General features: G+C 39.1%; 25 protein-coding genes. 23 read left to right on the top strand and 2 right to left on the bottom strand.

All coding sequences use genetic code 11. The annotated features are described in order from the left end of the window. Window positions 1-4 precede the first annotated feature (4 nt). Window positions 5-1,108 carry a DNA polymerase III subunit beta gene (gene dnaN, locus L654_RS0110390; protein WP_004335206.1) on the bottom strand — a complete coding sequence of 368 codons (1,104 nt, stop codon included), beginning with the start codon at window positions 1,106-1,108 and terminating at the stop codon, window positions 5-7. A gap of 13 nt (window positions 1,109-1,121) precedes the next feature. Beyond that, entirely contained in the window at window positions 1,122-2,510 is a 1,389-nt protein-coding gene (gene dnaA / locus L654_RS0110385; protein WP_010555148.1) for a chromosomal replication initiator protein DnaA, read from the bottom strand. A 518-nt stretch (window positions 2,511-3,028) separates the two neighbouring features. On the opposite strand from dnaA, the gene rpmH reads away from it, so the two are divergent. The 23 genes from rpmH (at window position 3,029) to L654_RS0110270 (ending at window position 25,743) form a co-directional block, all read left to right on the top strand. Beyond that, the gene (gene rpmH / locus L654_RS0110380; protein WP_004335215.1) at window positions 3,029-3,163 is read left to right on the top strand and encodes a 50S ribosomal protein L34; all 135 of its coding nucleotides are present in this window, start codon (window positions 3,029-3,031) and stop codon (window positions 3,161-3,163) included. A gap of 7 nt (window positions 3,164-3,170) precedes the next feature. Continuing rightward, window positions 3,171-3,593, top strand: coding sequence for a ribonuclease P protein component (rnpA, locus tag L654_RS0110375; RefSeq protein WP_007584204.1), 423 nt, complete (start codon window positions 3,171-3,173; stop codon window positions 3,591-3,593). A gap of 129 nt (window positions 3,594-3,722) precedes the next feature. Next, window positions 3,723-3,998: a membrane protein insertion efficiency factor YidD gene (gene yidD / locus L654_RS0110370; RefSeq protein ID WP_024607968.1), complete on the top strand. Its 276-nt coding sequence runs from the start codon at window positions 3,723-3,725 to the stop codon at window positions 3,996-3,998. Between the two features lie 8 nt (window positions 3,999-4,006). Then, window positions 4,007-5,644 carry a membrane protein insertase YidC gene (gene yidC, locus L654_RS0110365; RefSeq protein WP_024607967.1) on the top strand — a complete coding sequence of 546 codons (1,638 nt, stop codon included), beginning with the start codon at window positions 4,007-4,009 and terminating at the stop codon, window positions 5,642-5,644. Between the two features lie 135 nt (window positions 5,645-5,779). After that, window positions 5,780-7,144 (top strand): tRNA uridine-5-carboxymethylaminomethyl(34) synthesis GTPase MnmE, encoded by a 1,365-nt coding sequence (mnmE, locus tag L654_RS0110360; RefSeq protein WP_007584209.1) that lies wholly within the window; start codon window positions 5,780-5,782, stop codon window positions 7,142-7,144. Between the two features lie 1,103 nt (window positions 7,145-8,247). Then, window positions 8,248-8,697: an FMN-binding protein MioC gene (gene mioC, locus L654_RS0110355; protein ID WP_024607966.1), complete on the top strand. Its 450-nt coding sequence runs from the start codon at window positions 8,248-8,250 to the stop codon at window positions 8,695-8,697. Between the two features lie 428 nt (window positions 8,698-9,125). Continuing rightward, complete coding sequence (gene mnmG, locus L654_RS0110350) at window positions 9,126-11,015, top strand: tRNA uridine-5-carboxymethylaminomethyl(34) synthesis enzyme MnmG (RefSeq protein ID WP_007585991.1); 1,890 nt, start codon at window positions 9,126-9,128, stop codon at window positions 11,013-11,015. A 15-nt stretch (window positions 11,016-11,030) separates the two neighbouring features. After that, entirely contained in the window at window positions 11,031-11,651 is a 621-nt protein-coding gene (rsmG, locus tag L654_RS0110345; protein ID WP_007585988.1) for a 16S rRNA (guanine(527)-N(7))-methyltransferase RsmG, read from the top strand. 14 nt (window positions 11,652-11,665) lie between these two features. Further along, window positions 11,666-12,451 (top strand): ParA family protein, encoded by a 786-nt coding sequence (locus L654_RS0110340; RefSeq protein ID WP_004335235.1) that lies wholly within the window; start codon window positions 11,666-11,668, stop codon window positions 12,449-12,451. Window positions 12,452-12,471: 20 nt separating this feature from the next. Further along, window positions 12,472-13,395 (top strand): ParB/RepB/Spo0J family partition protein, encoded by a 924-nt coding sequence (locus L654_RS0110335; protein WP_024607965.1) that lies wholly within the window; start codon window positions 12,472-12,474, stop codon window positions 13,393-13,395. A gap of 142 nt (window positions 13,396-13,537) precedes the next feature. After that, window positions 13,538-13,918, top strand: coding sequence for an ATP synthase subunit I (locus L654_RS0110330; protein WP_007585983.1), 381 nt, complete (start codon window positions 13,538-13,540; stop codon window positions 13,916-13,918). 15 nt (window positions 13,919-13,933) lie between these two features. Next, entirely contained in the window at window positions 13,934-14,791 is an 858-nt protein-coding gene (atpB, locus tag L654_RS0110325) for a F0F1 ATP synthase subunit A (RefSeq protein ID WP_024592268.1), read from the top strand. A gap of 61 nt (window positions 14,792-14,852) precedes the next feature. Beyond that, entirely contained in the window at window positions 14,853-15,095 is a 243-nt protein-coding gene (atpE, locus tag L654_RS0110320) for a F0F1 ATP synthase subunit C (RefSeq protein WP_007585980.1), read from the top strand. 41 nt (window positions 15,096-15,136) lie between these two features. After that, window positions 15,137-15,607: a F0F1 ATP synthase subunit B gene (atpF, locus tag L654_RS0110315; RefSeq protein WP_004335264.1), complete on the top strand. Its 471-nt coding sequence runs from the start codon at window positions 15,137-15,139 to the stop codon at window positions 15,605-15,607. 16 nt (window positions 15,608-15,623) lie between these two features. Further along, window positions 15,624-16,157 carry a F0F1 ATP synthase subunit delta gene (gene atpH, locus L654_RS0110310; RefSeq protein ID WP_007585978.1) on the top strand — a complete coding sequence of 178 codons (534 nt, stop codon included), beginning with the start codon at window positions 15,624-15,626 and terminating at the stop codon, window positions 16,155-16,157. Window positions 16,158-16,171: 14 nt separating this feature from the next. After that, window positions 16,172-17,713, top strand: coding sequence for a F0F1 ATP synthase subunit alpha (gene atpA / locus L654_RS0110305; protein WP_024607964.1), 1,542 nt, complete (start codon window positions 16,172-16,174; stop codon window positions 17,711-17,713). A gap of 60 nt (window positions 17,714-17,773) precedes the next feature. Then, window positions 17,774-18,634: a F0F1 ATP synthase subunit gamma gene (atpG, locus tag L654_RS0110300; RefSeq protein ID WP_007585974.1), complete on the top strand. Its 861-nt coding sequence runs from the start codon at window positions 17,774-17,776 to the stop codon at window positions 18,632-18,634. 33 nt (window positions 18,635-18,667) lie between these two features. Further along, window positions 18,668-20,053: a F0F1 ATP synthase subunit beta gene (atpD, locus tag L654_RS0110295; RefSeq protein ID WP_007585971.1), complete on the top strand. Its 1,386-nt coding sequence runs from the start codon at window positions 18,668-18,670 to the stop codon at window positions 20,051-20,053. A gap of 13 nt (window positions 20,054-20,066) precedes the next feature. Next, window positions 20,067-20,489 (top strand): F0F1 ATP synthase subunit epsilon, encoded by a 423-nt coding sequence (locus L654_RS0110290; RefSeq protein WP_007377666.1) that lies wholly within the window; start codon window positions 20,067-20,069, stop codon window positions 20,487-20,489. A gap of 285 nt (window positions 20,490-20,774) precedes the next feature. Continuing rightward, window positions 20,775-22,133 (top strand): bifunctional UDP-N-acetylglucosamine diphosphorylase/glucosamine-1-phosphate N-acetyltransferase GlmU, encoded by a 1,359-nt coding sequence (gene glmU, locus L654_RS0110285; protein WP_024607963.1) that lies wholly within the window; start codon window positions 20,775-20,777, stop codon window positions 22,131-22,133. A gap of 112 nt (window positions 22,134-22,245) precedes the next feature. After that, a complete protein-coding gene (locus L654_RS0110280) occupies window positions 22,246-23,190 on the top strand; it encodes a hypothetical protein (RefSeq protein ID WP_024607962.1) in 945 nt (314 codons plus the stop codon). Then, window positions 23,187-23,792: a DUF1240 domain-containing protein gene (locus L654_RS0110275; RefSeq protein ID WP_024607961.1), complete on the top strand. Its 606-nt coding sequence runs from the start codon at window positions 23,187-23,189 to the stop codon at window positions 23,790-23,792. Before L654_RS0110280 ends, L654_RS0110275 begins: the two co-directional genes overlap by 4 nt. Window positions 23,793-23,949: 157 nt before the next feature. Continuing rightward, window positions 23,950-25,743 (top strand): choice-of-anchor I family protein, encoded by a 1,794-nt coding sequence (locus L654_RS0110270; protein ID WP_024607960.1) that lies wholly within the window; start codon window positions 23,950-23,952, stop codon window positions 25,741-25,743. Window positions 25,744-26,009: the final 266 nt, after the last annotated feature.

Here is a 26,009-nt window from a genome sequence, read left to right as displayed (position 1 = left end):
AGTCTTATAAACGCATAGGCATAACAACGTACATTGCTTCTTCATCGCCTGCACCTTCAATTAATGCACTGCTGTTTGAGTCGGCTAATGTAAATAGTACGTCTTCTGTTTTTAATGTGTTTAGTACGTCTAATACGTAAGACACGTTAAACCCTATTTCTAGGTCAGCACCTTCGTAACTTACTTCAACAACTTCTTCAGCTTGTTCTTGCTCTGGGTTGTTGGCCGTAATTTTTAATAAACCATTTGATAAGTTTAAGCGTACGCCACGAAACTTTTCATTAGATAAAATAGACACTCGTTGGAACGCATTACGTAACCATTCTCGGTTAGCTGTAATTACTTTGTCGCCACCACGTGGTAATACACGACGGTAATCTGGAAAACGCCCATCAACCAGTTTACTTGTAAATGTAAACTCAATATCAATAATACGGATATGGTTAGCACCAAACTGAATTGTTACCAATTCATCGTCAGCTACCATAAGGCGCATAATTTCTTGCACACCTTTGCGAGGTATAATTAATTGACGTTGTGTATTAAGCGATTGCGTTAATTGCTTTTGCGCTATAGCTAAACGGTGACCATCTGTTGCTACTGTTTTTATATCGGTATTATCTACTTCAAACGACATACCATTTAAGTAATAACGTACGTCTTGATTTGCCATCGAAAAATGCGTGCTTTCGAGTAACTTACGAAGCTCTAAACGAGTTAGTTGAAATTCAACCTCTCCGTCCCACTGCTCTAAATTAGGAAAATCATCAGCAGATAAAGTCGTCAATGAAAAACGGCTTTTACCACTGGTTAAAAGTAATTGATGCTCTTGCAAGCTTAAAGTAATGTCTGAACCATCTGGTAGACTTTTACAAATATCGAGTAACTTTTTAGCGGGTAACGTTAGTTTTGTATCGGCAATATCATCACCTACAAATACGCCAGAAACTAGTTCAATTTCAAGGTCAGTACCCGTCATTGAAAGTTGTCCGTTTTCTACCACTAACAAAACGTTAGATAAAATTGGCAACGTGTGTTTGCGCTCTATTGCGCCCGACACTTGCACCAATGGCTTTAAAAATTGTTGTCTTGATATTGTTATTTGCATAATAAAGTCAGCCCTAAGATGACAATGTTCTTATTAAGTTTTGGTAATCTTCTTTAATTTCGTGGCTTTCGTCACGTAGTGATTTTATCTTACGACATGCATGTAATACGGTCGTATGATCGCGTCCACCAAATGCGTCACCAATCTCAGGTAAGCTGTGATTAGTTAATTCTTTAGATAACGCCATAGCTACTTGGCGCGGCCTCGCTATAGAGCGGCTGCGGCGCTTAGATAACAGGTCTGATATACGAATTCGATAGTACTCAGCAACAGTGCGCTGAATATTGTCTATGGTAACCAGTTTATCTTGCAAGGCAAGTAAATCGCGTAGCGCTTCTTTTACAAAATCGATTGAAATAGGACGACCGGTAAAGTTCGCATTAGCGATTACACGGTTAAGTGCACCCTCTAGCTCACGAACATTTGAACGTAATTTTTTGGCAATAAAAAAAGCAACTTCGTGTGGTAAGTTAATCTTACTTTGCTGGGCTTTTTTCATTAAAATAGCAACGCGTGTTTCAAGCTCTGGTGGCTCAATCGCAATTGTTAATCCCCAACCAAAACGTGATTTTAGCCTGTCTTCGACCCCTTCAATCTCTTTAGGGTAACGGTCAGAGGTTAAAATAATTTGTTGGTTGCCTTCAAGCAATGCATTAAAGGTATGAAAAAATTCTTCTTGTGAACGCTCTTTGTTAGCAAAAAATTGAATATCATCAATCATTAATGCATCAACACTACGGTAATAACGCTTAAATTCTTCTATCGCATTATTTTGAAGTGCCTTTACCATGTCTTGAACAAAGCGTTCTGAATGCATGTAAACAATTTTAGCATCTGGCTTATTTGCCATAATGCCATTACCTACTGCATGTAATAAGTGAGTTTTACCTAAACCAGTGCCACCGTATATAAATACAGGATTAAAAGCAGAGCCAGGATTGTCGGCAACCTGTGTGGCCGCAGCTTTTGCTAATTGGTTTGATTTACCTTCAACAAAGCTATCAAAAGTATAGTTTTCTTTAATGTTAGATTTGTAACCTGACTTAGGTGCAGGTTCAACAACTGGCTTTTGCTCGCGAGGCTGTTGTTTTGCTGAAGCGTGTGCACTTGGTGCCGATTGAGTTTCTATAACCGGTGCAGCTTGTGCATTTAATAAAGGTTTACTACCTACATCAAAACGTAGTTTTGGTGCTTCAACACCACAAATCTCTACTAGTAATTCGTTAATTCTATTTAGGTACTTTTCTCTCACCCAATCAAGCACAAAGCGATTAGGTGCATAAATCGTCAAGGTATCTTCGGTACTTTCTGCTTGTAGCGGTCTTACCCACATACTGAATTGCTGCGAAGGCAGCTCATCTTGCAATACATATAAACAACTTTGCCAAACCGACAGATACACAGTTAAACTCCCAGAGATATAATTTTTATTCCCGCACATCATTAATGATTATAAATCATACATTTATTGCGTTCAAATGGTCCAATAAGCGACCCAAGACCGCGTATTATGAAGACACTTTATCCACAAGTAAAAGATTGATTTTTATAAAATTGTTGATATCGATGTATAAAATCATTAACAAGCTGATTTAAAACAGTTTTTATTTTAGATCCTGAGAGGAGATCATAACAAAATAACACCAAGATCGCGAACCAAATTTACGATCCAATTTACTTTTCCCCCGCTTTTATTCACTTTTTATACAGGGGCTGTGGAAAACTTCTTATTTATGATGATCCTAACAGATCGCCTTATATGATCTCTTATATAGTAGTAGGTGGGTTATATACCCTTAACGTAATTATGATTGACTTTACATTACTTACTCTATAATATCTCGCGCTCGCAATGGCACCTATGCCAGGATCGCGACCTGTATAGGATGTTTTAACTTTAACCGATCGGATGAGATTGTTATGAAAAGAACTTTTCAACCTAGCGTTTTAAAACGCAAACGTGCACACGGCTTCCGTGCTCGCATGGCAACTGTAAATGGCCGTAAAGTATTAGCACGTCGCCGCGCTAAAGGCCGCAAAGTTCTTTCTGCTTAATTTATAAGTGGAAGACTTTAGCTTTGGCAGGGAGTTACGTCTGTTAACTCCCTCGCATTACTCTCGCATATTTAATGAACCCGCTCGGGCTGCAACTCCTTTCTTTACTCTATTAGCTAAACCAAATGACCAAGAAAAACCTCGGTTAGGTCTTACTGTTGCTAAAAAACGTGTAAAAAAGGCATGCCAACGAAACCGTATTAAACGTCTCGCTCGCGAAAGTTTTCGTTTAAATCAACACAGCATCGATAATATTGATATTGTGCTTATGGTTAAAAATGGTATTGATGAGCAGTCTAATGAAGAAATAACCAAACAACTTACTAAATTATGGCGAAAAATTAACGAACGCTGTAAACCAGGTGCACCTAAACCGCCACCTTTTAAGAAACGCCCAAACAAATCAGCTAAATCTAACAAACAAACCTAATTGCAATAGAATTGCAGGGTTAATTAATGTATCTTTAGCTCACCTTTTAATCATGCATTTAAATTTTCTAATTGAGTCTTTAAATACATGATATCTATCTCACTAAACTTAAGTAGGGGCATAAACATCATGAGGTTACTTAAACCACTTGTTGCTTTACCGAAGTTTTGTTTAGTGTTATTTATCCGCGGTTATCAAAAGTGGATTAGCCCGCTGTTAGGTCCGCATTGTCGTTTTAATCCAACCTGTTCTAGTTATGCTATTCAAGCAATTAAATTGCATGGATCGGTAAAAGGTAGTTGGTTAGCTTTAAAACGCATATTAAAATGCCATCCTTTACATTCAGGCGGAGACGACCCCGTTCCTGAAAAATTAACCCATATTAACCACCAACACGAGAAATAAGAGCTGTTATGGAATCGCAACGCACGTTTTTATTAATTGGCCTAATGCTAGTGTCGTTTTTATTGTTCCAAGAATGGGATAATGATTACAACAAGCCTAAAGTCGATCCAAGTGCCACAACACAAACACTACAAGCAAATTCACCAGAGTCGGATGATTATATTCCTTCATCGTCAGATTCAGAGTTACCTGCTTCAGCAACTTTAGCTAAGCGTTCAGTTATTGAAATTACAACTGACGTTTTTAAAGTTAAAATTGACACCAAAGGCGGTGACATTGTTGAAACAGACCTTCTTCAATACGAAGAGACAAAAGGCAGTGACACGCCTTATATGCTTCTTGGTCAGCTTGATGGTGGCAAACAATACTTTTCACAAAGTGGCTTAATTGGTTTAAATGGCCCTGACGGATCAGCTAATGGTCGCCCTACTTATAGTACCGAACAAAAATCATATACCTTAACGGGTGATGAGCTTCGCGTTCCACTTCAGTTTACTGATAGTAATGGTGTTAGTTTTACTAAAACGTATGTATTCAAAAAAGGTCAGTATGACGTAGGCTTAGAATACAAAATTAACAACACTACCAGCGCACCTCTTCAAGTACAGCTATACACGCAAATTAAGCGTACCGTACAAGAAAAAGGTAGCATGGTTGATCAAAACTATTTAGGTGCTGCATACGGTACTGATGAAGAAAAATACGAAAAGTATAGTTTTTCAGATATGGCTGATAAAAACCTAAATAAAAGCACACAAGGTGGTTACGTTGCCTTTATTCAACATTACTTTGTAAGTGCTTGGGTTCCAATGCAGGATCAATCAAATACACTTTATAGCTTAATTACAAAAAGTAATGCCGCTATTATTGGTGCTAAAGATCCCGCTGTAAATATTCAAGCTGGTAGTGAGCAAACATTAACTGCTACTTATTATATGGGCCCGAAAGAGTCAGATATTCTTGAAGCGATTCACCCAGACCTAGACCTAACCGTAGACTACGGTTGGTTATTTTTTATCTCGCAACCTTTATTTGTATTGCTAAAATGGCTACACAGCATTTTAGGTAACTGGGGTGTAGCAATTATTGCCATCACTATTATCGTTAAATCGTTAATGTACCCACTTACTAAAGCGCAATACACTTCAATGGCAAAAATGCGTGCCCTACAGCCTAAAATGGCAGCCCTTAAAGAAAAGTTTGGTGATGACCGTCAAAAGTTCGGCCAAGCAACTATGGAAATGTACAAAAAAGAAAAAGTTAACCCAATGGGTGGCTGTTTCCCTATTTTGCTACAAATGCCAATTTTCTTAGCCTTGTTCTACGTATTCTTAGAGTCTACTGAACTTCGCCATGCTGAATTCATTTTTTGGTTAACTGACCTTTCTGCGAAAGACCCGTACTACGTATTGCCAATATTATTTGGTGCGAGTATGTTTGTGACGCAAAAGCTACAACCTATGACGGTTACTGATCCAATGCAGCAAAAAATGATGACCTTTATGCCGGTTATCTTCTCTGTATTCTTCTTATGGTTCCCATCTGGTTTAGTTCTTTATTGGTTAGTGTCTAACCTTATTTCTATTGTCCAGATGTTAATCATCTACCGTGGCATGGAAAAGAAAGGAATTAAAGTAAGAGGCTAACTAAGCTCCTACTTATATAAAGGCGACTTCGGTCGCCTTTTTTATTGCCTGTTTTTCACCACAGCTATTCGCTACAAATAAATCGATAGGTTACAATACGGGCATAAAGTTACTCATCGTTGGCAAATTAATAGCATGATCAATCAAGATACAATTGCAGCACAAGCAACAGCACCAGGACGTGGTGGTGTTGGTATTATTCGCGTTTCAGGTAGCCTTGCTAAAAGTGTCGCCGAAAAAGTAGTAGGTAAAATACCTAAAGTTCGCTACGCCGATTATGTGCCATTTAAAAGCCTTGCTGGCGAGCAACTTGATCAAGGTATTGCCATTTACTTTGCAGGTCCTAACTCATTTACTGGTGAAGACGTACTTGAATTACAAGGCCACGGCGGTCCTGTAGTACTGGATATGTTACTTAAAGAAATTAGTAAAATAGAGGGCGTTCGTTTAGCAAAGCCTGGTGAATTTTCTGAGCGCGCATTTATGAATGACAAGCTTGATTTAACACAAGCAGAAGCCATCGCCGACTTAATTAATGCTACGAGCGAGCAAGCCGCTAAAAGCGCCCTACAGTCTCTCCAAGGTGAATTTTCTAAGCACATAGAAACACTCGTAGAAAAAGTAATTCACTTACGTATGTATGTAGAAGCGGCAATAGATTTTCCTGATGAAGAAATTGATTTTTTATCAGATGGTAAAGTGTCAGGCGACTTAGACGCGATTATTACTCAGCTTAACACTGTAACCAACCAAGCCAAGCAGGGCAGCATCATGCGCGAAGGTATGCGTGTTGTTATTGCAGGTCGCCCTAATGCGGGTAAATCAAGCCTGCTTAACGCTCTAGCCGGTCGTGAAGCCGCAATCGTAACAGAAATAGCCGGTACCACTCGCGACGTACTACGAGAGCATATACATATAGATGGTATGCCACTGCATATTATAGATACAGCAGGCCTACGCGAAAGCCCAGACAGAGTAGAACAAATAGGTATTGAGCGTGCATGGGATGAAATAAACCAAGCCGATCGCGTTTTATTTATGCTTGATGGCACTGATACTATAGATACTGACCCGCACAAAATTTGGCCTGAATTTATGGCAAAATTACCAGAAGGTATGGGGGTTACGGTCATCAGAAATAAAGCTGATTTATCGGGCGACATAGTCGGAATGGAGCAAGAGCAACAATACCCGGTCATCAGCTTAAGTGCTAAAAATGCTGACGGTATTGAACTTGTTCGCGAGCATTTAAAAGCTTGTATAGGCTTTCAAGGCGCAACAGAAGGTGGCTTTATGGCGCGCCGTCGTCATTTAGATGCACTAGAAAGTGCTGCGTATCATTTAGAAACGGGTAAAACACAATTAGAAATGCACATTGCTGGTGAAATACTCGCTGAAGAACTGCGTTTAACACAGCAGTATTTGAATGAAATTACAGGTGAATTTACCTCAGACGACTTACTTGGCAAAATATTTAGCTCGTTTTGTATTGGTAAATAAACACCCTATTACAGATATATTTTTATTATAAGAGCACTTAGGTGCTCTTTTTTTATGTAAAATATTCTGCTGTAAAATATGTATTTGTACACCTGATGTCTGCAAATTACTGCCAATAAAATCATATCCAAAACTATCTTTATTACGTGCTAAGAGAGGTCTGATTATATAGAGTAGACAATAGTGAAAGTGCTTATTGAGGAATTAATAGCACAAATCACACTATTATTAAGGTTAAAATCGATACATTTTTAAACAACCGCACGCTTTAATAGCGTTATATGTCATACAAAAAGTAGTTATAAATGGCTTCCTTATCCTTACTTTAGCGCACAAAAATGCACTAAAACACACCTCATACACGCAAAAAATGATGCTATTCGCTCAATTAAAGAGCTAAAAAACACTGATTAGTACTCTAAAAAGCTTACTTTTGACAACATATAATTTGATGATCACTGTGATTTTTAAATAAAATAACTCAACTGCTAAGTATTCAAAACTTTTGATCTGCTTACTCCACCAGCAAAATTAATAAAAATAGCAGCTCTAAATTCGCATAAAATTAAAAATACCGAGATCACTTATCCACAATACCTAATTTTCAGCTCAAATAAATACCAAAACTAGGTAAATCAGCCGCAAAAACCTCATGATCAATTGAAATTTAACTATTTATGAACTTATTTTTAATTAATTTCATTAGATCTCCTTTATTAGATCATTTTTAAAAATTATTTTCGATCTAAATTTAAGGTTATCAACAGGCTTTATATCCACATTATGATCAACATGTATTTTTAATTGAGATATTTACAATTTAATTTTTTACTGACAAGTAATATCAATAACTTAGCGAATATAAAACAACCTAAAAAAAAGTTTAAGCAGAGCTTTCCCCACTGTTATCAACAACTTGATCAGAAGATTACATTTAAAGATAATTTGTTAAACACTATATTATCAACAACTTAAAGACACAGTTTTGAATGAGTGTAAAATTACCGCAAAAATAGTTATACAAAAAAGCACTCTTAACTTTACTGTTATCCTCACTCAGTTATCATAGGCGGCAATTAAAACCAATGTGATCACTAATATTCATGAGTTCAGTAAATCTTATTGTCGGCAGCCAAATGGGATCAGCCGAATATGTTGCAGAGCAATTAAGCGACGCGCTTAATAACCGTGGTATTACTACGCAACTACATGATCAACCTGAATTTAGCGATATTGATCAGCAAAATACCATTTGGTTAATTTGCACATCAACTTATGGTGCAGGTGATTACCCTGAAAATCTTATTAGTTTTGTTGAAGATGTAACTCAAGCAGATGATTTATCTGAATTAAAATATTCAGTAATCGCTTTAGGCGACACTAGTTATGACACTTATAACCTAGCAGGACGTAATATAGATGCCTTATTAACTCAAAAAGGCGCTATAAAAGTAGCAGAACGTTTAGAGCTTAATATTCTCGATGAAGCACTACCAGAAGACACTGCATTAACATGGTTAGACTCTTGGATAGCTCAAACAGGCATAAAATAGATAGATCAAGTAAAAAGTTATATATAAAGTTACCCACAATTTACTAATAATTTAATAGGTTTTGTGGATAAAGATTGAATAAACTGCGTTTTAAAGCATGCTTATCCATGGGATAAGATCCAACTGATTCAACCCTGTGCATAAAGTGCCTTTTTGATCAGAGCTTATTTGCTGGATGATCCGATCATATTAACACCTTTAGATCTGATCTAATTTCATGTTTTAAATGAAGATCTAAACCTTATCAACAGAAAAGTCGATCAGTAGTAGTAATAGTAATAAAAGATCTCTTTAAAAGATCCTTTATATTATTAGAGATCACATACTTAGATCTTGCCCTTTGTTTAATCATTTATCTTCTGCCAATTTCTAGGTAGAATACGCTCCCTTTTGAAGTTTACCGGTTTGATTTAAGTAGGATCCCATTAATGATTTTTCACGAAAATTTTGACGTTATCGTAGTAGGTGGTGGACATGCTGGCACTGAAGCCGCATTAGCAGCTGCCCGTATGGGGATGAATACCCTGCTACTGACTCACAATATGGATACCCTTGGTCAAATGTCTTGCAACCCAGCAATTGGTGGGATTGGCAAAGGTCATTTGGTAAAAGAGATCGACGCGCTTGGTGGTGCAATGGCACAGGCCATTGATAAAGGCGGGATCCAATTTCGTACACTAAATTCTTCAAAAGGACCTGCTGTTCGTGCTACTCGAGCACAAGCAGATCGTGCTTTGTACAAAGCGGCTATTCAAACAACATTACAAAACCAAGATAACCTTAAGATTTTTCAACAATCATGTGATGATCTTATTGTTGAAAACGATCGTGTTACTGGCGTAGTAACTCAAATGGGTTTACGTTTTAGTGCACCAAGTGTTGTTTTAACCGTGGGTACTTTTTTAGGCGGCTTAATTCATATTGGTTTAGAAAATTATAAAGGCGGTCGTGCAGGCGATCCTCCTTCAATCGCTTTAGCTGATCGCTTACGTGAACATCCATTTAGAGTTGATCGTTTAAAAACAGGTACACCGCCACGTATTGATGCACGTACTGTTGATTTTACAAAAATGGAAGCACAGCCAGGTGATACACCAACTCCTGTGTTTTCGTTTATGGGTAAACAATCAGATCACCCACAACAGATACCGTGTTACATAACTTACACAAACGAAAAAACACATGATGTTATTCGTAAAAACTTACATCGCTCACCTATGTACTCAGGTGTTATTGAAGGTATTGGTCCACGATACTGCCCTTCAATTGAAGATAAAATTGTTCGTTTTGCAGATAAAGATAAACATCAAATATTTGTTGAGCCTGAAGGTTTAACATCATACGAATTATACCCAAATGGTATCTCGACTAGTTTACCGTTTGATGTACAACTTGAAATTGTGCAATCGATTACAGGTTTTGAAAATGCACATATTTGTCGACCTGGTTACGCAATTGAATATGATTACTTTGATCCACGTGATTTAAAACAATCTTTAGAAACTAAATTTATTGAAGGTTTATTTTTTGCGGGTCAAATTAACGGTACTACCGGCTATGAAGAAGCGGGTGCACAAGGCTTAATTGCAGGTATGAATGCTGCACTAAAAGTGCAAGGCAAAGATTCTTGGACACCACGTCGTGATGAAGCTTACGTTGGCGTATTAATCGACGACTTAGCAACACTGGGTACAAAAGAACCATACCGTATGTTTACCAGTCGTGCCGAATACCGTTTATTACTTCGTGAAGATAATGCTGATATTCGTTTAACTGAAAAAGGCCGTGAACTAGGTTTAGTTAATGACGAACGCTGGCAGGCATTTAACGAAAAAATGGAAGTAATCGAAAAAGAGAAGCAACGCATTAAAGATACGTGGATTCATAAAGATCACGCCGTTGTAGATCAAGTAAATGCATTACTGAAAACACCGCTTACACGTGAAGCAAGTTTAGAAGAATTACTTCGTCGCCCAGAGATTCGTTATAACGATCTTATGGCTATAGAAGGATTAGGATCTGAATTTACAAACAAAGCGGCACTTGAACAAGTTGAGATCCATACTAAGTACGCAGGTTATATTGCGCGTCAACAAGATGAGATCAACAAACAGCTTCGTCATGAGCAAACAATTTTACCAAAAGAGTTTGATTATAAAACCGTATCTGGTTTGTCAAATGAGGTAGTTGCCAAGCTTATTGAGTCGCGTCCTGACACTATTGGTCAAGCATCGCGTATTTCTGGTATCACCCCAGCGGCGATTTCGCTATTATTAGTGTATCTGAAGAAGCAAGGCTTATTACGCAAATCCGCGTAACGGTAAGGGTACATAGTGTTACAGCAACAATTAACTACATTGTTAGCGCAAACTGATATTGCGCTAACAGAAAAACAACAGCAACAGCTAGTTCGTTACGTCGAGTTATTGAATAAGTGGAATAAGGCTTATAACTTAACCTCAGTACGCTTACCTGAAGAAATGATGATTAAGCATATTATGGATAGCTTAGTTGTTGCGCCTCACTTACCCGGTCATCATTATATTGATGTTGGAACGGGTCCTGGATTACCGGGTATCGTATTAGCAATTGCATTACCTAATACACATTTTGTGTTATTAGATAGCTTAGGTAAACGTGTACGATTTTTAATGCATGTTAAACATGAGCTTGGTCTTGATAATGTAACCCCGGTTCAGTCAAGAGTTGAAGAATATCAACCAAGTGTTAAATTAGACGGCGTACTAAGTCGTGCTTTTGCTTCATTACAAGATATGGTTGACTGGTGTTCGCACTTAATCGATCATTCGGGTAAATTTATAGCACTTAAAGGCGTGTTCCCTAGCGAAGAGCTAGAGTCACTACCTGCAGGCGTTAAGTTTGAGCAAAAAATTGCATTAGAAGTACCTAATTTGGATGCACAACGACATTTAATTATTCTTTCTAAAGACTAGGGATCAGAGACACAGTGGCAAAAGTCATCGCATTAGCAAATCAAAAAGGTGGAGTGGGTAAAACTACAACCGCTGTTAACCTCGCTGCGTCTATGGCTGCAACGAAACGTAAAGTGCTGTTAATTGATCTCGATCCGCAAGGTAATGCGACTATGGGTAGTGGCGTAGATAAGTATGGCGACGTGCCAACTATTTACGACCTACTTATTGAAGATAAACCTATAGAAGACGTTATCATTAAAGAAACGTCTGGCGAATACCATATGATTGCTGCAAACGGTGATGTAACCGCTGCAGAAGTTAAATTGATGGAATTATTTGCCCGTGAAGTGCGTTTACGTAATGCACTTGAAAAAATTCAGGACCAGTACGAATTTATTTTTATCGACTGTCCACCCTCTCTAAATATGTTAACTGTTAATGCAATGGCCGCAGCTGATTCTATTTTAGTGCCAATGCAGTGTGAGTATTATGCACTTGAAGGGTTAACCGCATTAATGGATACGATTACGCAGCTTGCTAAGTTAGTGAATCCTAGCTTACAAATTGAAGGCATACTTCGTACTATGTACGACCCGCGTAACCGTTTGGCAAATGATGTATCAGAACAATTAAAACAACATTTTGGCGATAAAGTATACCGTACGGTGATCCCGCGTAATGTTCGTTTAGCTGAAGCACCTAGTTTTGGTACTCCTGCTATGTACTATGACCGGGCATCAAGTGGCGCTAAAGCATATTTAGCACTCGCTGGTGAAATGTTACGCAGAAAAGAAAAAACAGCGTCCGTTGTCGCCTAACTTTGAGGTAAAAAAATAACATGTCTGCTAAAAAACGAGGTTTAGGCCGAGGACTCGATGCACTTTTAAGTTCGTCAAAGCCTGCACCAAGCCCAAGCAAGGAACAAGACACATCAAACGTTTCTGAGGCTGTGCAAAATGCCGCGGCTAATAATAGTGAATTACAAAAACTCCCAATAGAGTTTTTACACTCTGGTAAATACCAACCTCGTAAAGACATGTCTGAAGAGGCGCTAGAAGAGCTTGCTAGTTCTATTCGCTCACAAGGTATTATTCAACCTATTGTTGTGCGCCCTATTGCACACAATAGCTTTGAAATTATTGCTGGTGAGCGTCGTTGGCGCGCAGCGCAAATAGCTAAGCTTGAAACAGTGCCTTGTATTATTAAAGATGTACCTGATGAAGCTGCCGTTGCGATTGCACTGATAGAAAATATTCAGCGTGAAGATTTAAATGCCATGGAAGAAGCAGTTGCACTTAATCGTTTACTAATAGAATTTGAATTAACACATCAGCAAGTAGCAGATGCAGTGGGTAAATCACGTACGACTGTAACTAATTTACTGCGTTTAAATAACTTAAATAGTGATGTAAAAATTCTGTTAGAACATGGCGATATTGAAATGGGCCATGCTCGTTGCCTGTTAGCCCTTGAAGGTGAAGCGCAGTCAGATGCTGCTCGTTTAGCTGTAGCTAAAGCATTAACAGTTCGAGAAACTGAAAAGCTCGTACGTTCAATTTTAGAACCTTTACCTGCTAAAGAAATAACCGAAAAAGATCCAGATGTTAAGCAGTTAGAACAACAACTCGCTGAAAATCTAGGTGCTAAAGTAGAGATTAACTACAATAAAAAAGGCAAAGGTAAACTGGTTATTTCGTATACTAACCTAGATGAACTTGACGGCATTTTAAATCGTATCAATCACGACAATACCCACCATTAGTTTTCTACATGTCTAAAAAGGGACATTTGTAGCTATTTCGTGTTACAAAGCATCTACTCAAGTTGCAAAACTGGCAGGATTAAGTATAATTTCGCCAGTTTTCACACCCTAACAATTAGAACGCAATAAAGGTTAACTAAACGTGACTGATAAGTTAGCGAGTCCATATCGACTTGCCGTATTAAAGTTAATTTGCCTTCAGGGTGTTGTAGCATTAGTTGCTGCTGTAATTATTTTTTTTAGTTCGGGAGTCAATGCCTCGCTTTCATCACTCGCTGGTGGAGCTGTAGCAGTACTTCCGCACTTTGTATTTGCACTCTATGCATTCAGATATATGGGTGCAAGTCGAGCAAATCAAGCGTATGCCTCGTTGAAACGCGGCAACGGATTAAAGTTTATGCTAACAATTGTATTGTTTGCGCTAGTACTGAAGCATTTTCCGGTAATTTTATTACCCTTTTTTAGTACTTATATACTGGCGCTCTTTACTGGATTGTTCGCACCCGTTTTTTTTAAACATTAACTTTTGGGATATAACATGGCAGCAGAAGAAGTTACTCTATCTGGCCATATCCAGCACCATTTGACCAATGCTAAGATGTGTTCGACCGATACAGGTCTCGCCTTCAATAAAGCATGTACGGACAGTGGATTCTGGACATGGCATATAGATACCCTTGCATGGTCTATCGGTTTAGGTCTTATATTTTTATGGATCTTTCGTAGTGCCGCTAAAAAATCAACACTAGGTGTACCTGGAAAATTTCAGTGTTTTATTGAAATAATCGTAGAATTTGTTGGCGACAACGTACGCGATACTTTCCATGGTAAAAGCAAGCTTATTGCACCATTAGCCTTAACGATTTTCGTTTGGGTGTTCTTAATGAACTTAATGGATTTAATACCAGTTGATTTCCTTCCAGCATTTGCAGGTTTCGTTGGTGAGACTGCATTTGGTATGGATTCACACGATGTGTACATGAAAATTGTACCAACGACTGACATTAATATGACTTCAGCGCTAGCGCTGGGTGTATTTATACTAATGGTTGGCTTTTCAATCAAAATAAAAGGTATTGGCGGGTTTATTAAAGAGTTAACGCTTCATCCGTTCAACTCAAATAACGTGTTCGTTCAAATTATTTTGATACCATTTAACCTATTACTTGAACTGATTGCACTCGTTTCTAAACCGTTTTCATTAGCACTACGTTTGTTTGGTAACTTATATGCTGGTGAGTTGATTTTCATCTTGATCGGCGCTATCGGTTTTATGCAACTACCGTTGCACTTTGTTTGGGCTGTATTCCACATTCTAGTTATTACATTGCAAGCATTCTTATTCATGATGCTTACGATTGTATACCTAAGCATGGCAAGTTCAGATAATCACTAATTTTTAGATTTACAATTTTACTTTTACTTTTAACTTTACAATTGAAACTTTGGAGAAATAAATGGAAGCTTTAGAATTATTAACAGGCTTAAAATACATCGCAGTAGCTTTACTAATCGGTTTTGGTGCAATCGGCACAGCAATCGGTTTTGGTAACATGGGCGGTAAATTCCTTGAAGCATGTGCGCGTCAACCTGAGCTTGCACCTTCGCTACAAGTTAAGATGTTTATTCTTGCTGGTCTAATCGATGCTGTAGCAATGATTGGTGTTGGTATCGCTATGGTATTGTTGTTCGTACTTTAATTTTATTCTTTGAACAGCTTACTATTTAAGGAGGAGCGGTTGTGAATTTAAACGCCACTCTTATCGGTGAATTGATTGCGTTTACGGTGTTCGTATTATTTTGTATGAAATACGTATGGCCACCACTAAACGGTGCAATTGAAGCTCGCCAGAAAAAAATCGAAGATGGTTTAGCTGCCTCTGATAGAGCCGAAAAAGACTTAGAACTTGCGCAAAAGAAAGCTGCTGAACAGCTTAAAGATGCAAAAGCTCAAGCGGCTGATATCATTGATCAAGCTAAAAAGCGTGCAGTGCTAATTGTTGACGAAGAAACACTTCGTGGTCAACAAGAGCGTGAAAGTATCATTGCTCAAGGGCACTCTGAAGTTGAGTCTGAACGTAATCGCATAACAGAAGAACTACGTAAGCAAGTAGCAACTCTGGCAGTGATTGGCGCAGAACGTATTTTAGAGCGTGAAATTAATCAAGCCGCACATAGTGACATCGTTGAAAAACTTGTCGCTGAGCTGTAATTAGGAGGGTATGAGCATGTCTAATTTGACTACTATCGCTCGCCCATACGCTAAAGCGGCTTTTGAACTTGCCGTTGAGAAAGGCACTCTAGAAAGCTGGAATGATATGTTGTTCTTTGCAGGCCATGTAGCCAGCAATGAGCAAGCATCGTCTGTTTTAGCGAGTATGCCTACAGCTACTGCACAAGCTGAATTATTTATTCAACTTTGTGCTGAGCAGCTCAACGAACAAGGTCAGAACCTAGTTAAGGTGATGGCTGAAAATGGACGTTTGACAGCTCTACCTGAAGTTGCACAGTTATTTGCTGAATTTAAAGCAGAATACGATAAAGAAATCGAAGTAGATGTGATTTCTGCAACTCCTCTTGTTGCTGCGCAACAAGAGTCATTGGTAGCGGCACTTGAAAAACGTTTCGCACGCAAAGTTAAGCTGAATTGTAGTGAAGACGCGTCAGTGGTTGGTGGACTTATTATTAGGTCTGGCGACACTGTAATCGACGGTACTATTCGCGGTAAATTAAACCGCTTAGCTACAACACTACAATCGTAATTGGGAAAAAGAGCATGCAACTTAATTCCACTGAAATTTCAGATCTGATCAAACAACGTATTGAGAAGTTCGAAGTTGTAAGTGAAGCTCGTAACGAAGGTACTATTGTATCTGTTACTGACGGTATCATCCGCATCCACGGTCTTGCTGACTGTATGCAAGGTGAAATGATTGAGCTTCCTGGCAGCCGTTATGCTATCGCACTAAACCTTGAGCGCGACTCAATTGGTGCAGTAGTAATGGGTCCGTACGCTGACCTTACTGAAGGCGTAAAAGTATATACAACTGGTCGTATTTTAGAAGTTCCTGTTGGTCCTGGTTTACTTGGTCGTGTTGTAAACACACTAGGTGCTCCAATCGATGGTAAAGGCGCTCTAGATAACGACGGGTTTGAACCTGTAGAAAAAATTGCACCAGGTGTAATCGAGCGTAAATCTGTAGATGAGCCAGTTCAAACTGGTTATAAATCTATTGATGCGATGATTCCAGTTGGTCGTGGTCAACGTGAACTTATCATTGGTGACCGCCAAACAGGTAAAACTGCACTAGCAATCGATGCAATCATCAATCAAAAAGACACAGGCGTTAAGTGTGTGTACGTTGCGATTGGTCAAAAAGCATCTACTATTGCAAACGTAGTTCGTAAATTAGAAGAGCATGGTGCACTAGCAAATACTATCGTAGTTGTTGCATCTGCTTCTGAATCTGCGGCACTTCAGTACTTAGCACCGTTCGCGGGCTGTACTATGGGTGAATACTTCCGTGACCGTGGTGAAAACGCATTAATCGTATATGATGATTTGTCTAAGCAAGCAGTTGCTTACCGCCAAATTTCATTACTACTTAAGCGTCCACCAGGCCGTGAAGCATACCCAGGTGACGTATTCTACCTTCACTCTCGTCTTTTAGAGCGTGCATCGCGTGTAAACGCAGATTACGTTGAAAAGTTCACTAATGGTGAAGTGAAAGGTAAAACTGGTTCATTGACGGCATTGCCAATCATTGAAACTCAAGGCGGCGACGTTTCTGCGTTCGTACCGACTAACGTTATCTCTATCACCGATGGTCAGATCTTCTTAGAAACTGACTTATTCAACTCAGGTATCCGTCCGGCAGTAAATGCTGGTATCTCGGTATCGCGTGTTGGTGGTGCTGCACAAACTAAAATCGTTAAGAAACTAGGTGGCGGTATTCGTCTAGCCCTAGCTCAGTACCGTGAATTAGCTGCGTTTTCGCAGTTCGCGTCTGACCTTGATGATGCAACTCGTGCTCAACTTGAGCATGGTGAGCGTGTAACAGAGCTAATGAAGCAGAAACAGTATGCGCCAATGTCTGTTGCTGATATGTCTTTGTCGTTATTTGCTGCTGAAAAAGGCTTCCTTCAAGACATCGAAATCGCGAAAATCGGTGACTTTGAAGCAGCTTTACTTTCGTATGCAAATAGCACATACGCAGAGCTTGTGGCTCAAATCAATAAAACTGGTAACTTGAATGCCGAGATCGAAGCGCAGCTTAAAGAACTTCTAACGAAGTTCAAGTCTACGCAAACTTGGTAATTTAGTTATTAATGGTGCGCTTTAGGAAACTAAAGCACACCTTGATTCGGAGAGAGAGTCATGGCCAGCGGAAAAGAGATTAAAAGCAAGATCGGGAGTATTAAAAATACTCAAAAGATCACTAGCGCAATGGAAATGGTTGCTGCGTCTAAAATGAAAAGGGCGCAAGAACGCGTTGCTTCAAGCCGTCCATACGCTGACAAATTACGTGAAGTAATTGGTCGTGTTGCTCAAGCAAATCTTGATTTTACTCACCCGTTCTTAAAAGATCGTGAAGTGAAACGAGTTGGTTATATTGTTATCTCTACAGACCGTGGTCTGTGTGGCGGTCTAAACTCAAACGAGTTTAAGAAAGTTGCACTTGATGTTAAAGCGTGGAAAGAAAAAGGTGTTGATGCTGAATTTGCTACTTTAGGTAGTAAAGCAGCTGGCTTCTTTCAACGTTTTGGTGGTCAACTACTCGCTAAAAAAGCGGGCCTAGGAGATAAACCTTCAGTACAAGACGTTATTGGTCCTGTAAAAGTTATGCTTGATGCATTTTCTGAAGGCAAAATAGACCGTTTATTCTTGGTATATAACAAATTCGTTAATACCATGAGGCAAGAGCCAATTATAGATCAGTTACTCCCTTTGCCAAAAGCTGAAGAAGAAGTATCTGCTCACACATGGGATTACTTATACGAGCCAAATCCAGAGGCTATTTTAGAGTCTTTGTTAGTACGCTTTATTGAGTCTCAAGCATACCAAGGTGTGGTAGAAAATGCTGCCTCTGAACAGGCTGCTCGTATGGTTGCAATGAAAGCTGCAACTGATAACGCAGGTGACCTTATGGACGAGCTACAGCTTGTTTATAACAAGGCTCGCCAAGCAGCAATCACACAAGAAATTAGTGAGATTTGTTCTGGCTCAGCAGCAGTTTAATGCTTCGGGTAAAGATTAACGAGAGGAATAGACATGAGTTTAGGTAAGGTCGTCCAAATTATCGGCGCCGTTGTGGATATTGAATTTCCACAAGATAGCGTGCCAGCGGTATACCACGCACTAAGAGTAACAGATGGCGATTTAGCTGGTTTGACTCTAGAAGTTCAACAACAGCTAGGTGGCGGTGTAGTGCGTACTATCGCTATGGGTACTACTGATGGTTTACGTCGTAGTGCTTTAGTTATGAATACAGGTGAATCGATTCAAGTTCCAGTTGGTAAAGCAACACTTGGTCGTATCATGAACGTACTTGGTGAGCCAATCGATGAAGCGGGTCCAATCGGCGAAGAAGACCGTATGTCTATTCACCGTGCAGCACCTTCATACGAAGAGCAATCAAGTTCAGTTGAACTTTTAGAAACTGGTATCAAGGTTATCGACCTTGTATGTCCGTTTGCTAAAGGTGGTAAAGTTGGTTTATTCGGTGGTGCCGGTGTTGGTAAAACTGTAAACATGATGGAACTTATCCGTAACATCGCAATCGAGCACAGCGGCTACTCAGTATTCGCAGGTGTTGGTGAGCGTACACGTGAGGGTAACGATTTCTACCATGAGATGAACGATTCAAACGTACTTGATAAAGTATCGCTTGTATACGGTCAGATGAACGAGCCTCCAGGTAACCGTTTACGCGTAGCGTTAACAGGTCTTACTATGGCTGAAAAGTTCCGTGATGAAGGTCGCGATGTACTTTTCTTCGTAGATAACATCTACCGTTATACTCTTGCTGGTACAGAAGTATCTGCACTACTTGGTCGTATGCCATCAGCGGTAGGTTACCAGCCTACACTTGCTGAAGAAATGGGTGTGCTTCAAGAGCGTATCGCTTCTACTAAGACGGGTTCAATTACATCAATCCAAGCGGTATACGTACCTGCGGATGATTTAACGGATCCATCTCCAGCAACTACCTTTGCTCACTTAGACGCAACAGTAGTACTTTCACGTGATATCGCATCACTTGGTATCTACCCAGCGGTAGACCCACTTGATTCATCTTCACGTCAACTTGACCCACAAGTAATTGGTCAAGAGCACTACGATACAGCACGTGGCGTTCAAACAGTTCTTCAGCGTTATAAAGAACTTAAAGACATCATTGCAATCCTAGGTATGGACGAGCTTTCTGACGAAGATAAGCAACTTGTATCTCGTGCACGTAAAATCCAACGTTTCCTATCTCAGCCATTCTTCGTGGCAGAGGTGTTTACAGGCGCGTCTGGTAAATACGTATCACTAAAAGATACAATTTCTGGCTTTAAAGGCATCTTAAACGGTGAATTTGATGATATGCCAGAGCAAGCGTTCTACATGGTTGGCTCTATCGAAGAAGCTCAAGAAAAAGCCAAAGGCATGTAACTAGGAGGGTAGTATGACAGCTATGACTGTACATCTTGACGTAGTAAGCGCTGAGCAGAGTTTGTTCTCTGGTCTTGTTGAATCGATTCAAGTATCTGGTAGTGAAGGCGAGCTGGGTGTAAACCTAGGCCATGCTCCACTACTAACTGCCCTTAAACCTGGTATGGTACGTTTAGTTAAGCAATTTGGTCACGAAGATGTGATATATGTTGCTGGCGGTACATTAGAAGTTCAACCAAATCACATCACGATTCTTGCAGATACTGCGGTTCGTGGTGAAGATTTAGATGAAGATTCTGTACAAAAAGCTAAACGTGAAGCTGAAGAACATATGGCGAATTCGTCAGCTGTTGAGTTTGATTATCAGCAAGCGGCTACGCGACTGGCAGAAGCAGTTGCTCAGTTACGCGTAATTCAGCAATTACGTCACAAGTAAGCCTATCCGGTTTGTAAAAAGCCCACTTTAAGTGGGCTTTTTTGTGCCTGTTACTTTTGTATTTACACTAAATACCTTAGTCCGATTATTATCTACACTTTTACACTTATATCCTGCAGGAATCCTCGCTACAATAACGCCATTCAATTAAGTGTGTTTTTTCAGTCAAGATTCAGTACTAATAAACTAACCTACTGAGTATCTGCACAAGAAGTGATTTACGTAATCTTCTGATCAAACATAAGACTTATTTAGCTAAAACAACGAAAAAAGGAAATTGTTTTAATGGCTCTAACAACTATTATTCTTGCTGCGGGTAAAGGTACTCGTATGCGCTCTGCTCTACCTAAAGTTTTGCACAAAGTTGCAGGTAAACCAATGGTACAGCACGTTATTGATAATGCGATGGCATTAGGTGCAACGACTACAAACCTAGTTTACGGACACGGCGGCGAACTATTACAACAACAACTTGCCGATAACAATGTAAATTGGGTACTTCAAGCTGAACAACTTGGTACTGGCCACGCAGTAGCGCAAGCCAACTCTCATGTTAATGATGAAGACACGGTATTAATTTTATACGGTGATGTACCACTAACAAAGCAATCAACACTAGAGCGTTTATTAGCCGCAACACCTAAAAATGGTTTAGCTATATTAACGGTAAATTTGGTAAACCCAAATGGCTATGGTCGAATGCTTCGTGCCGGTGGTAAGTTAGTCGGTATTGTTGAGCAAAAAGATTCAAGTCCAGAGCAGTTACTTATTAACGAAGTAAATACAGGCATTATGGCTGTTAACGGTAAGCTATTAAAAACATGGTTAGGTAACTTATCTAACAATAATGCACAAGGCGAGTACTACTTAACAGATATCGTTGCAATGGCTCACAGTGAAGGCGTAGAAATCACTTCAGCTCAGCCAGACCATGCAATGGAAGTTGAGGGCGCAAATAACCGCGTACAACTTGCAGGCTTAGAGCGCGCTTACCAAGCATGGCAAGCAGAAGAGTTAATGTTAAATGGCGCAACACTTGCTGACCCTGCGCGTATTGATGTGCGAGGAACAGTTACCACCGGTGAAGATGTACTTATCGACGTAAACGTTATTTTTGAAGGCACAGTCACTCTTGGTAATAATGTAAAAATAGGTCCTAACTGTGTCCTTAAAAATTGTAGTATTGGTGATAACGTTATTATTAAAGCTAATACACTGATTGAAGATGCCACAGTTGCAGATAAGTGTACGCTTGGTCCTTATGCTCGCCTTCGCCCAGGCGCTGTAATGGAAGAAGACTCACACATTGGTAACTTTGTTGAGATGAAAAAAACCCGACTAGGTAAAGGCTCTAAAGCCAACCACTTAAGTTATTTAGGTGATGCTGAAATTGGCGAAAAAGTGAATATTGGCGCTGGCACTATTACCTGTAACTACGATGGTGTTAACAAAGCAAAAACTATTATTGGCGATAATGCCTTTATTGGTTCTAATTCATCACTCGTTGCCCCAGTAAATATAGGCGCAACAGCAACAATTGGTGCAGGCTCTGTGATCACCAGTACCGTTGAAGATGACCAATTAGCAATAGCACGCTCTAAACAGCGTAATTTAACAGGTTGGAAACGCCCAGTTAAAAAATAATAAGCCAACACCTTTTTAAAGCGAGTTATATACTCGCTTTTTTATTGCTTATATTTTGACTATTATTTAAACTTATGGTTAACGGATTAAAAAATACACTCAAGGAACTCTTATGTCTGCATATGCTCGCCGTGCTATTGCCGAAAGGCAACGTCAAAATCAAATTAAAAGTCTTCTATCAGGTAACAATCACACGCTGATACAAATGAACTCTGCAGAGTTTGTAGACTACATTATTTCTGTAAAGATGAAGCAAGGTAAATCTCGTTCAGAAGTGGTTGATTGGCTTGATGAGTTACTGGAAGAGCATAATTCACTATCAAGTAAATGGAAACGAATTAAAGATCCATTAAAGACAGGAGGTGGGTTATACCCTTTATTTGATGATATGAAGGCATTAGCCATTATAGCGGCTGCAATGCAGCGCCAAGGTAATGTTTTCGGTAAGTTTAAAATTAAAGTTTATAATGGTTCCCCCGCTATTATAATGTCTTCATACCCTGGTATCCGAGCTCATTTAACGGGTACTCGTTATTTAGCAAGTAACCCCAAACTTTTTACTATCGGTGTCGGTAAATTAGAAGCTGCAAAAGCTATGAAGGGTGGGTTTGTGCTCACTCTAGTAATTTCAGTGACATTTCATGCTACAGACTACCTTTTAAACGATCAAAAAACATGGCATGACTTAGTGGCAGGTGTAGCCGTGGATATGGCTGTAGTTGGAGCTGCTATTGTGACTACTAGTACAATATTAGGTGTCGCATCAGCAGCATCAGCAGGTTTAGCAACAATAATTGCTGGTACAGTATTAGTGCCCTTGTTGGTTGTTGTAATCGTTGGGGTGGCTTTTTCAATTGCATTTTCGGATACCAGTGATTATGTAAAAGTACTTTCTGATGAGTTAAGAAATATTGAAAATAAGATACAGAGTGGTGTAGTTAAAATTAAGGCTGGAGCGCAAAAAATTAATAGCGAATATAAAGAAAATCCAAATGAATTTTTACATGAAACCTTTGGAGTTCCTATGTTTAAAAAAACTAGGTCTTATAACTTGTGAAGTTTTTAGAATGGAAAAAAGCAGATAAAAAGTTATCTCTTGCAAATATGAAAGAATTAGCATCTGTTTTTTTCTTGTTAATTGTTAGTGGGGGACTGTGCTACAAAATAGCCTTAAACTTTTTTTCCGAAGTGGAAACTATATTTTTAGTTAGTCAGCCTCAATTTTTTATCAAAGAGCAAGCCACCATACTATTATCTTTTTTATTATTACCTTGCTTATTTCTAACGTTTTTATCGACTTTACAGCGTTTTTTGGGGTTTGATATAAAGTTAACTTTAATTAATGCATTTAAAAGTGCAGTTGTAGGTTTAATTATTTTATTAATTCTATCAATCCCGACGAATCTTGTCATAGAGTCTAATTTAAAAAGCAAAGGTTACACTTATTGTCGTTGGTATACAGGATCCTCACTTCGAGCGCCTGATGTTTGGCTAAAAAACGATCAGTTATGCTTGCAAGATGGCTCTGTCATAATCAGTGATATAGCCGATTGGTTCGAGCAAAAAAACCAACAAGGTATTGAACCTTCTGTTGATGAGCTAAAAGAGTTTATAAAAGAAACTCGAAAAAGGCGTAATGAACATATTAATAGCTTTTAGCTACAAAGCTGATTTCATGGGTAATAAGCTACTCCTTAGCTGCAAGCGAGTTTAACACTCGCTTTTTTATTGCCGAAAGCTAATCAAAATAAAATTGCCATAATCTTGTCATGCCTGTGTGTTGATATTTAGCAAATACAATACTAAGGAAAATCACATGTTTAAAAAATCAATTATTGCGCTGTCACTTATATCTGTTCTTACTGGTTGCTCACTTGATGGTGACGATGGCCAAAACGGCTCTCAAGGATTACAGGGAGAACAAGGCACAGGTGGGACTAATGGGTTAAATGGTATAAATGCCAATTCAGCATTAAATATTAACCTTGTGGGTAGAGGTGTATTAAATGCACAAAGCCCAGAAGGTGCAGCTGAAATAGTTGCATATCAAGCATCTAAAAAATGGATTTACGCTATTAACAGTTCAGGTGATGACGCTGTTGTTAATATTTTACCCGCCGACACCTTTGATACTGCCGCACTCGTTAAAGATAACGAAGGGGTTATAAACGGCACAAATTTAACATCCGTTATTACGTTGCCTTTAAACGAGCATACCCAAGGCGATGCAAACAGCATTGCTATTGATGAAAATAACAATCTACTTGCAGTGGCAATGGCTGCTGAAAGCACGGGTGATACAGGTCAAATTGCTTTTTACGATATAAGCGGCGACTCACCTGTATTTATTAAAAATGTTACAGTCGGATTTTTACCAGACATGGTGACGTTCACCCATGATGGCGCAAAGGCAGTGGTTGCTAACGAAGGTGAACCAAGTGGCGACTACAGCGTAGATCCTGAAGGTTCTATTAGTATTATCGATATAACAAATAATGTAATAGCCGATACAGCAATAAATATTGATTTTAAAGCCTATAACAACAAACAAACCGAACTAGAAGCGCAAGGGGTCGTTTTTGCAAACCCAAATGGTCGTACTATTAACGGTAATCTAATAAATACCACAGTAGCTATGGATTTAGAGCCCGAGTACGTTAGCATTTCTAAAGATAACAAATATGCTTATGTATCTATTCAAGAAAACAATGCACTTGCAATAGTTAACCTACAAGACAACAGCTTTGAGCTAAAGGGCTTAGGCTTTAAAGATTGGTCAAGCTTACAACTTGATGCCTCAGATAAAGATGGCGGCGTTAATTTTAAATCATACCCAGGGCTCTATGGTATGTACCAGCCCGATACTATCTCAAGCTTTAGTTGGAAAGGCGCTAACTTTATAGCTACTGCCAACGAAGGTGACGCAAGAGAATACTTTTTTGATACAGCTGATGAAGCAGACTGCACAGCAAAGGGCGGACTTGATTACGATAAAGACGATGGCTGCTTAGCTTATATAGATGAAAGCCGCGTTGAAGACTTAACGCTTGCTGCTAATTTTGATTACTTAAATAATGACGATGATGATATTGGTCGCTTAAAAGTAACAACAATAAAAGGCGATACCAATAACGACGGACAATACGAATCGCTTTACGGCTATGGCGCACGTTCTTTTACTATTTGGGATAGCAATGGGCTGGTGGTTTTTGATTCAGGTGACGATATAGCACGTATAACAGCATCTGTGCATGGTGAATCATTTAATAATAATGAAGATGAAAACAAAGGTGACTCACGTTCAGATGATAAAGGCGCAGAGCCTGAAGCGCTGACTATTGGTAAAATTGACGATCGTACATTTGCTTTTGTTGGATTAGAACGTATGGGCGGTATTATGGCTTACGACATTACTAATCCATACAATGTGCAATTTGAAGACTACTTCTATAATAGAGGCTTAATTAAAGGAGCGAATATTACAGGCGATTTGGCACCTGAAGGAATGGTATTCGTTTCAGCAGAGCAAAGTGCAACAGGAAATCCACTCTTAATTGTTGGAAATGAAATATCAGGCTCTATTGCCGTATGGGAAATAGCATCTAAATAAATCTTTAATTTTAAATAAAGCTGTGTGTTGTTTGTTTAACATACAGCTTAGTTTAAACCTTACTAATACATCATCAATTGATACATAAATTATGAGTGTTTTTTAAACTAAAAGTATCCTGCAGCCCTTTATTTGTATAGCTTTCATACTAAATTCATTTAATTGTCAAAAAGCTGAAATAAAACATTGACCCCCGCTCGAATCTCCCTATAATGCGACCCCACTGAGACAGGAAACGCCAACGCATAGCGAGGCACGAACTACTC

The organism is Pseudoalteromonas sp. TAB23 (assembly GCF_000498075.1).
Lineage (GTDB): Bacteria > Pseudomonadota > Gammaproteobacteria > Enterobacterales > Alteromonadaceae > Pseudoalteromonas > Pseudoalteromonas arctica.
The sequence above is the reverse complement of the archived record's forward strand: the minus strand, read 5'-3'. Positions and strand labels throughout refer to the sequence as shown.

Excerpts from the sequence above, each read along its gene's own strand:
- glmU (WP_024607963.1), top strand. The coding sequence starts at position 20,775 with ATGGCTCTAACAACTATTATTCTTGCTGCGGGTAAAGGTACTCGTATG.
- L654_RS0110270 (WP_024607960.1), top strand. The coding sequence starts at position 23,950 with ATGTTTAAAAAATCAATTATTGCGCTGTCACTTATATCTGTTCTTACT.
- mnmG (WP_007585991.1), top strand. The coding sequence starts at position 9,126 with ATGATTTTTCACGAAAATTTTGACGTTATCGTAGTAGGTGGTGGACAT.
- atpE (WP_007585980.1), top strand. The coding sequence starts at position 14,853 with ATGGAAGCTTTAGAATTATTAACAGGCTTAAAATACATCGCAGTAGCT.
- rpmH (WP_004335215.1), top strand. The coding sequence starts at position 3,029 with ATGAAAAGAACTTTTCAACCTAGCGTTTTAAAACGCAAACGTGCACAC.
- atpG (WP_007585974.1), top strand. The coding sequence starts at position 17,774 with ATGGCCAGCGGAAAAGAGATTAAAAGCAAGATCGGGAGTATTAAAAAT.
- atpD (WP_007585971.1), top strand. The coding sequence starts at position 18,668 with ATGAGTTTAGGTAAGGTCGTCCAAATTATCGGCGCCGTTGTGGATATT.
- atpA (WP_024607964.1), top strand. The coding sequence starts at position 16,172 with ATGCAACTTAATTCCACTGAAATTTCAGATCTGATCAAACAACGTATT.
- mioC (WP_024607966.1), top strand. The coding sequence starts at position 8,248 with ATGAGTTCAGTAAATCTTATTGTCGGCAGCCAAATGGGATCAGCCGAA.
- L654_RS0110280 (WP_024607962.1), top strand. The coding sequence starts at position 22,246 with ATGTCTGCATATGCTCGCCGTGCTATTGCCGAAAGGCAACGTCAAAAT.
- mnmE (WP_007584209.1), top strand. The coding sequence starts at position 5,780 with ATGATCAATCAAGATACAATTGCAGCACAAGCAACAGCACCAGGACGT.
- atpB (WP_024592268.1), top strand. The coding sequence starts at position 13,934 with ATGGCAGCAGAAGAAGTTACTCTATCTGGCCATATCCAGCACCATTTG.
- dnaN (WP_004335206.1), bottom strand. The coding sequence starts at position 1,108 with ATGCAAATAACAATATCAAGACAACAATTTTTAAAGCCATTGGTGCAA.
- L654_RS0110290 (WP_007377666.1), top strand. The coding sequence starts at position 20,067 with ATGACAGCTATGACTGTACATCTTGACGTAGTAAGCGCTGAGCAGAGT.
- L654_RS0110335 (WP_024607965.1), top strand. The coding sequence starts at position 12,472 with ATGTCTGCTAAAAAACGAGGTTTAGGCCGAGGACTCGATGCACTTTTA.
- atpH (WP_007585978.1), top strand. The coding sequence starts at position 15,624 with ATGTCTAATTTGACTACTATCGCTCGCCCATACGCTAAAGCGGCTTTT.
- yidC (WP_024607967.1), top strand. The coding sequence starts at position 4,007 with ATGGAATCGCAACGCACGTTTTTATTAATTGGCCTAATGCTAGTGTCG.
- yidD (WP_024607968.1), top strand. The coding sequence starts at position 3,723 with ATGAGGTTACTTAAACCACTTGTTGCTTTACCGAAGTTTTGTTTAGTG.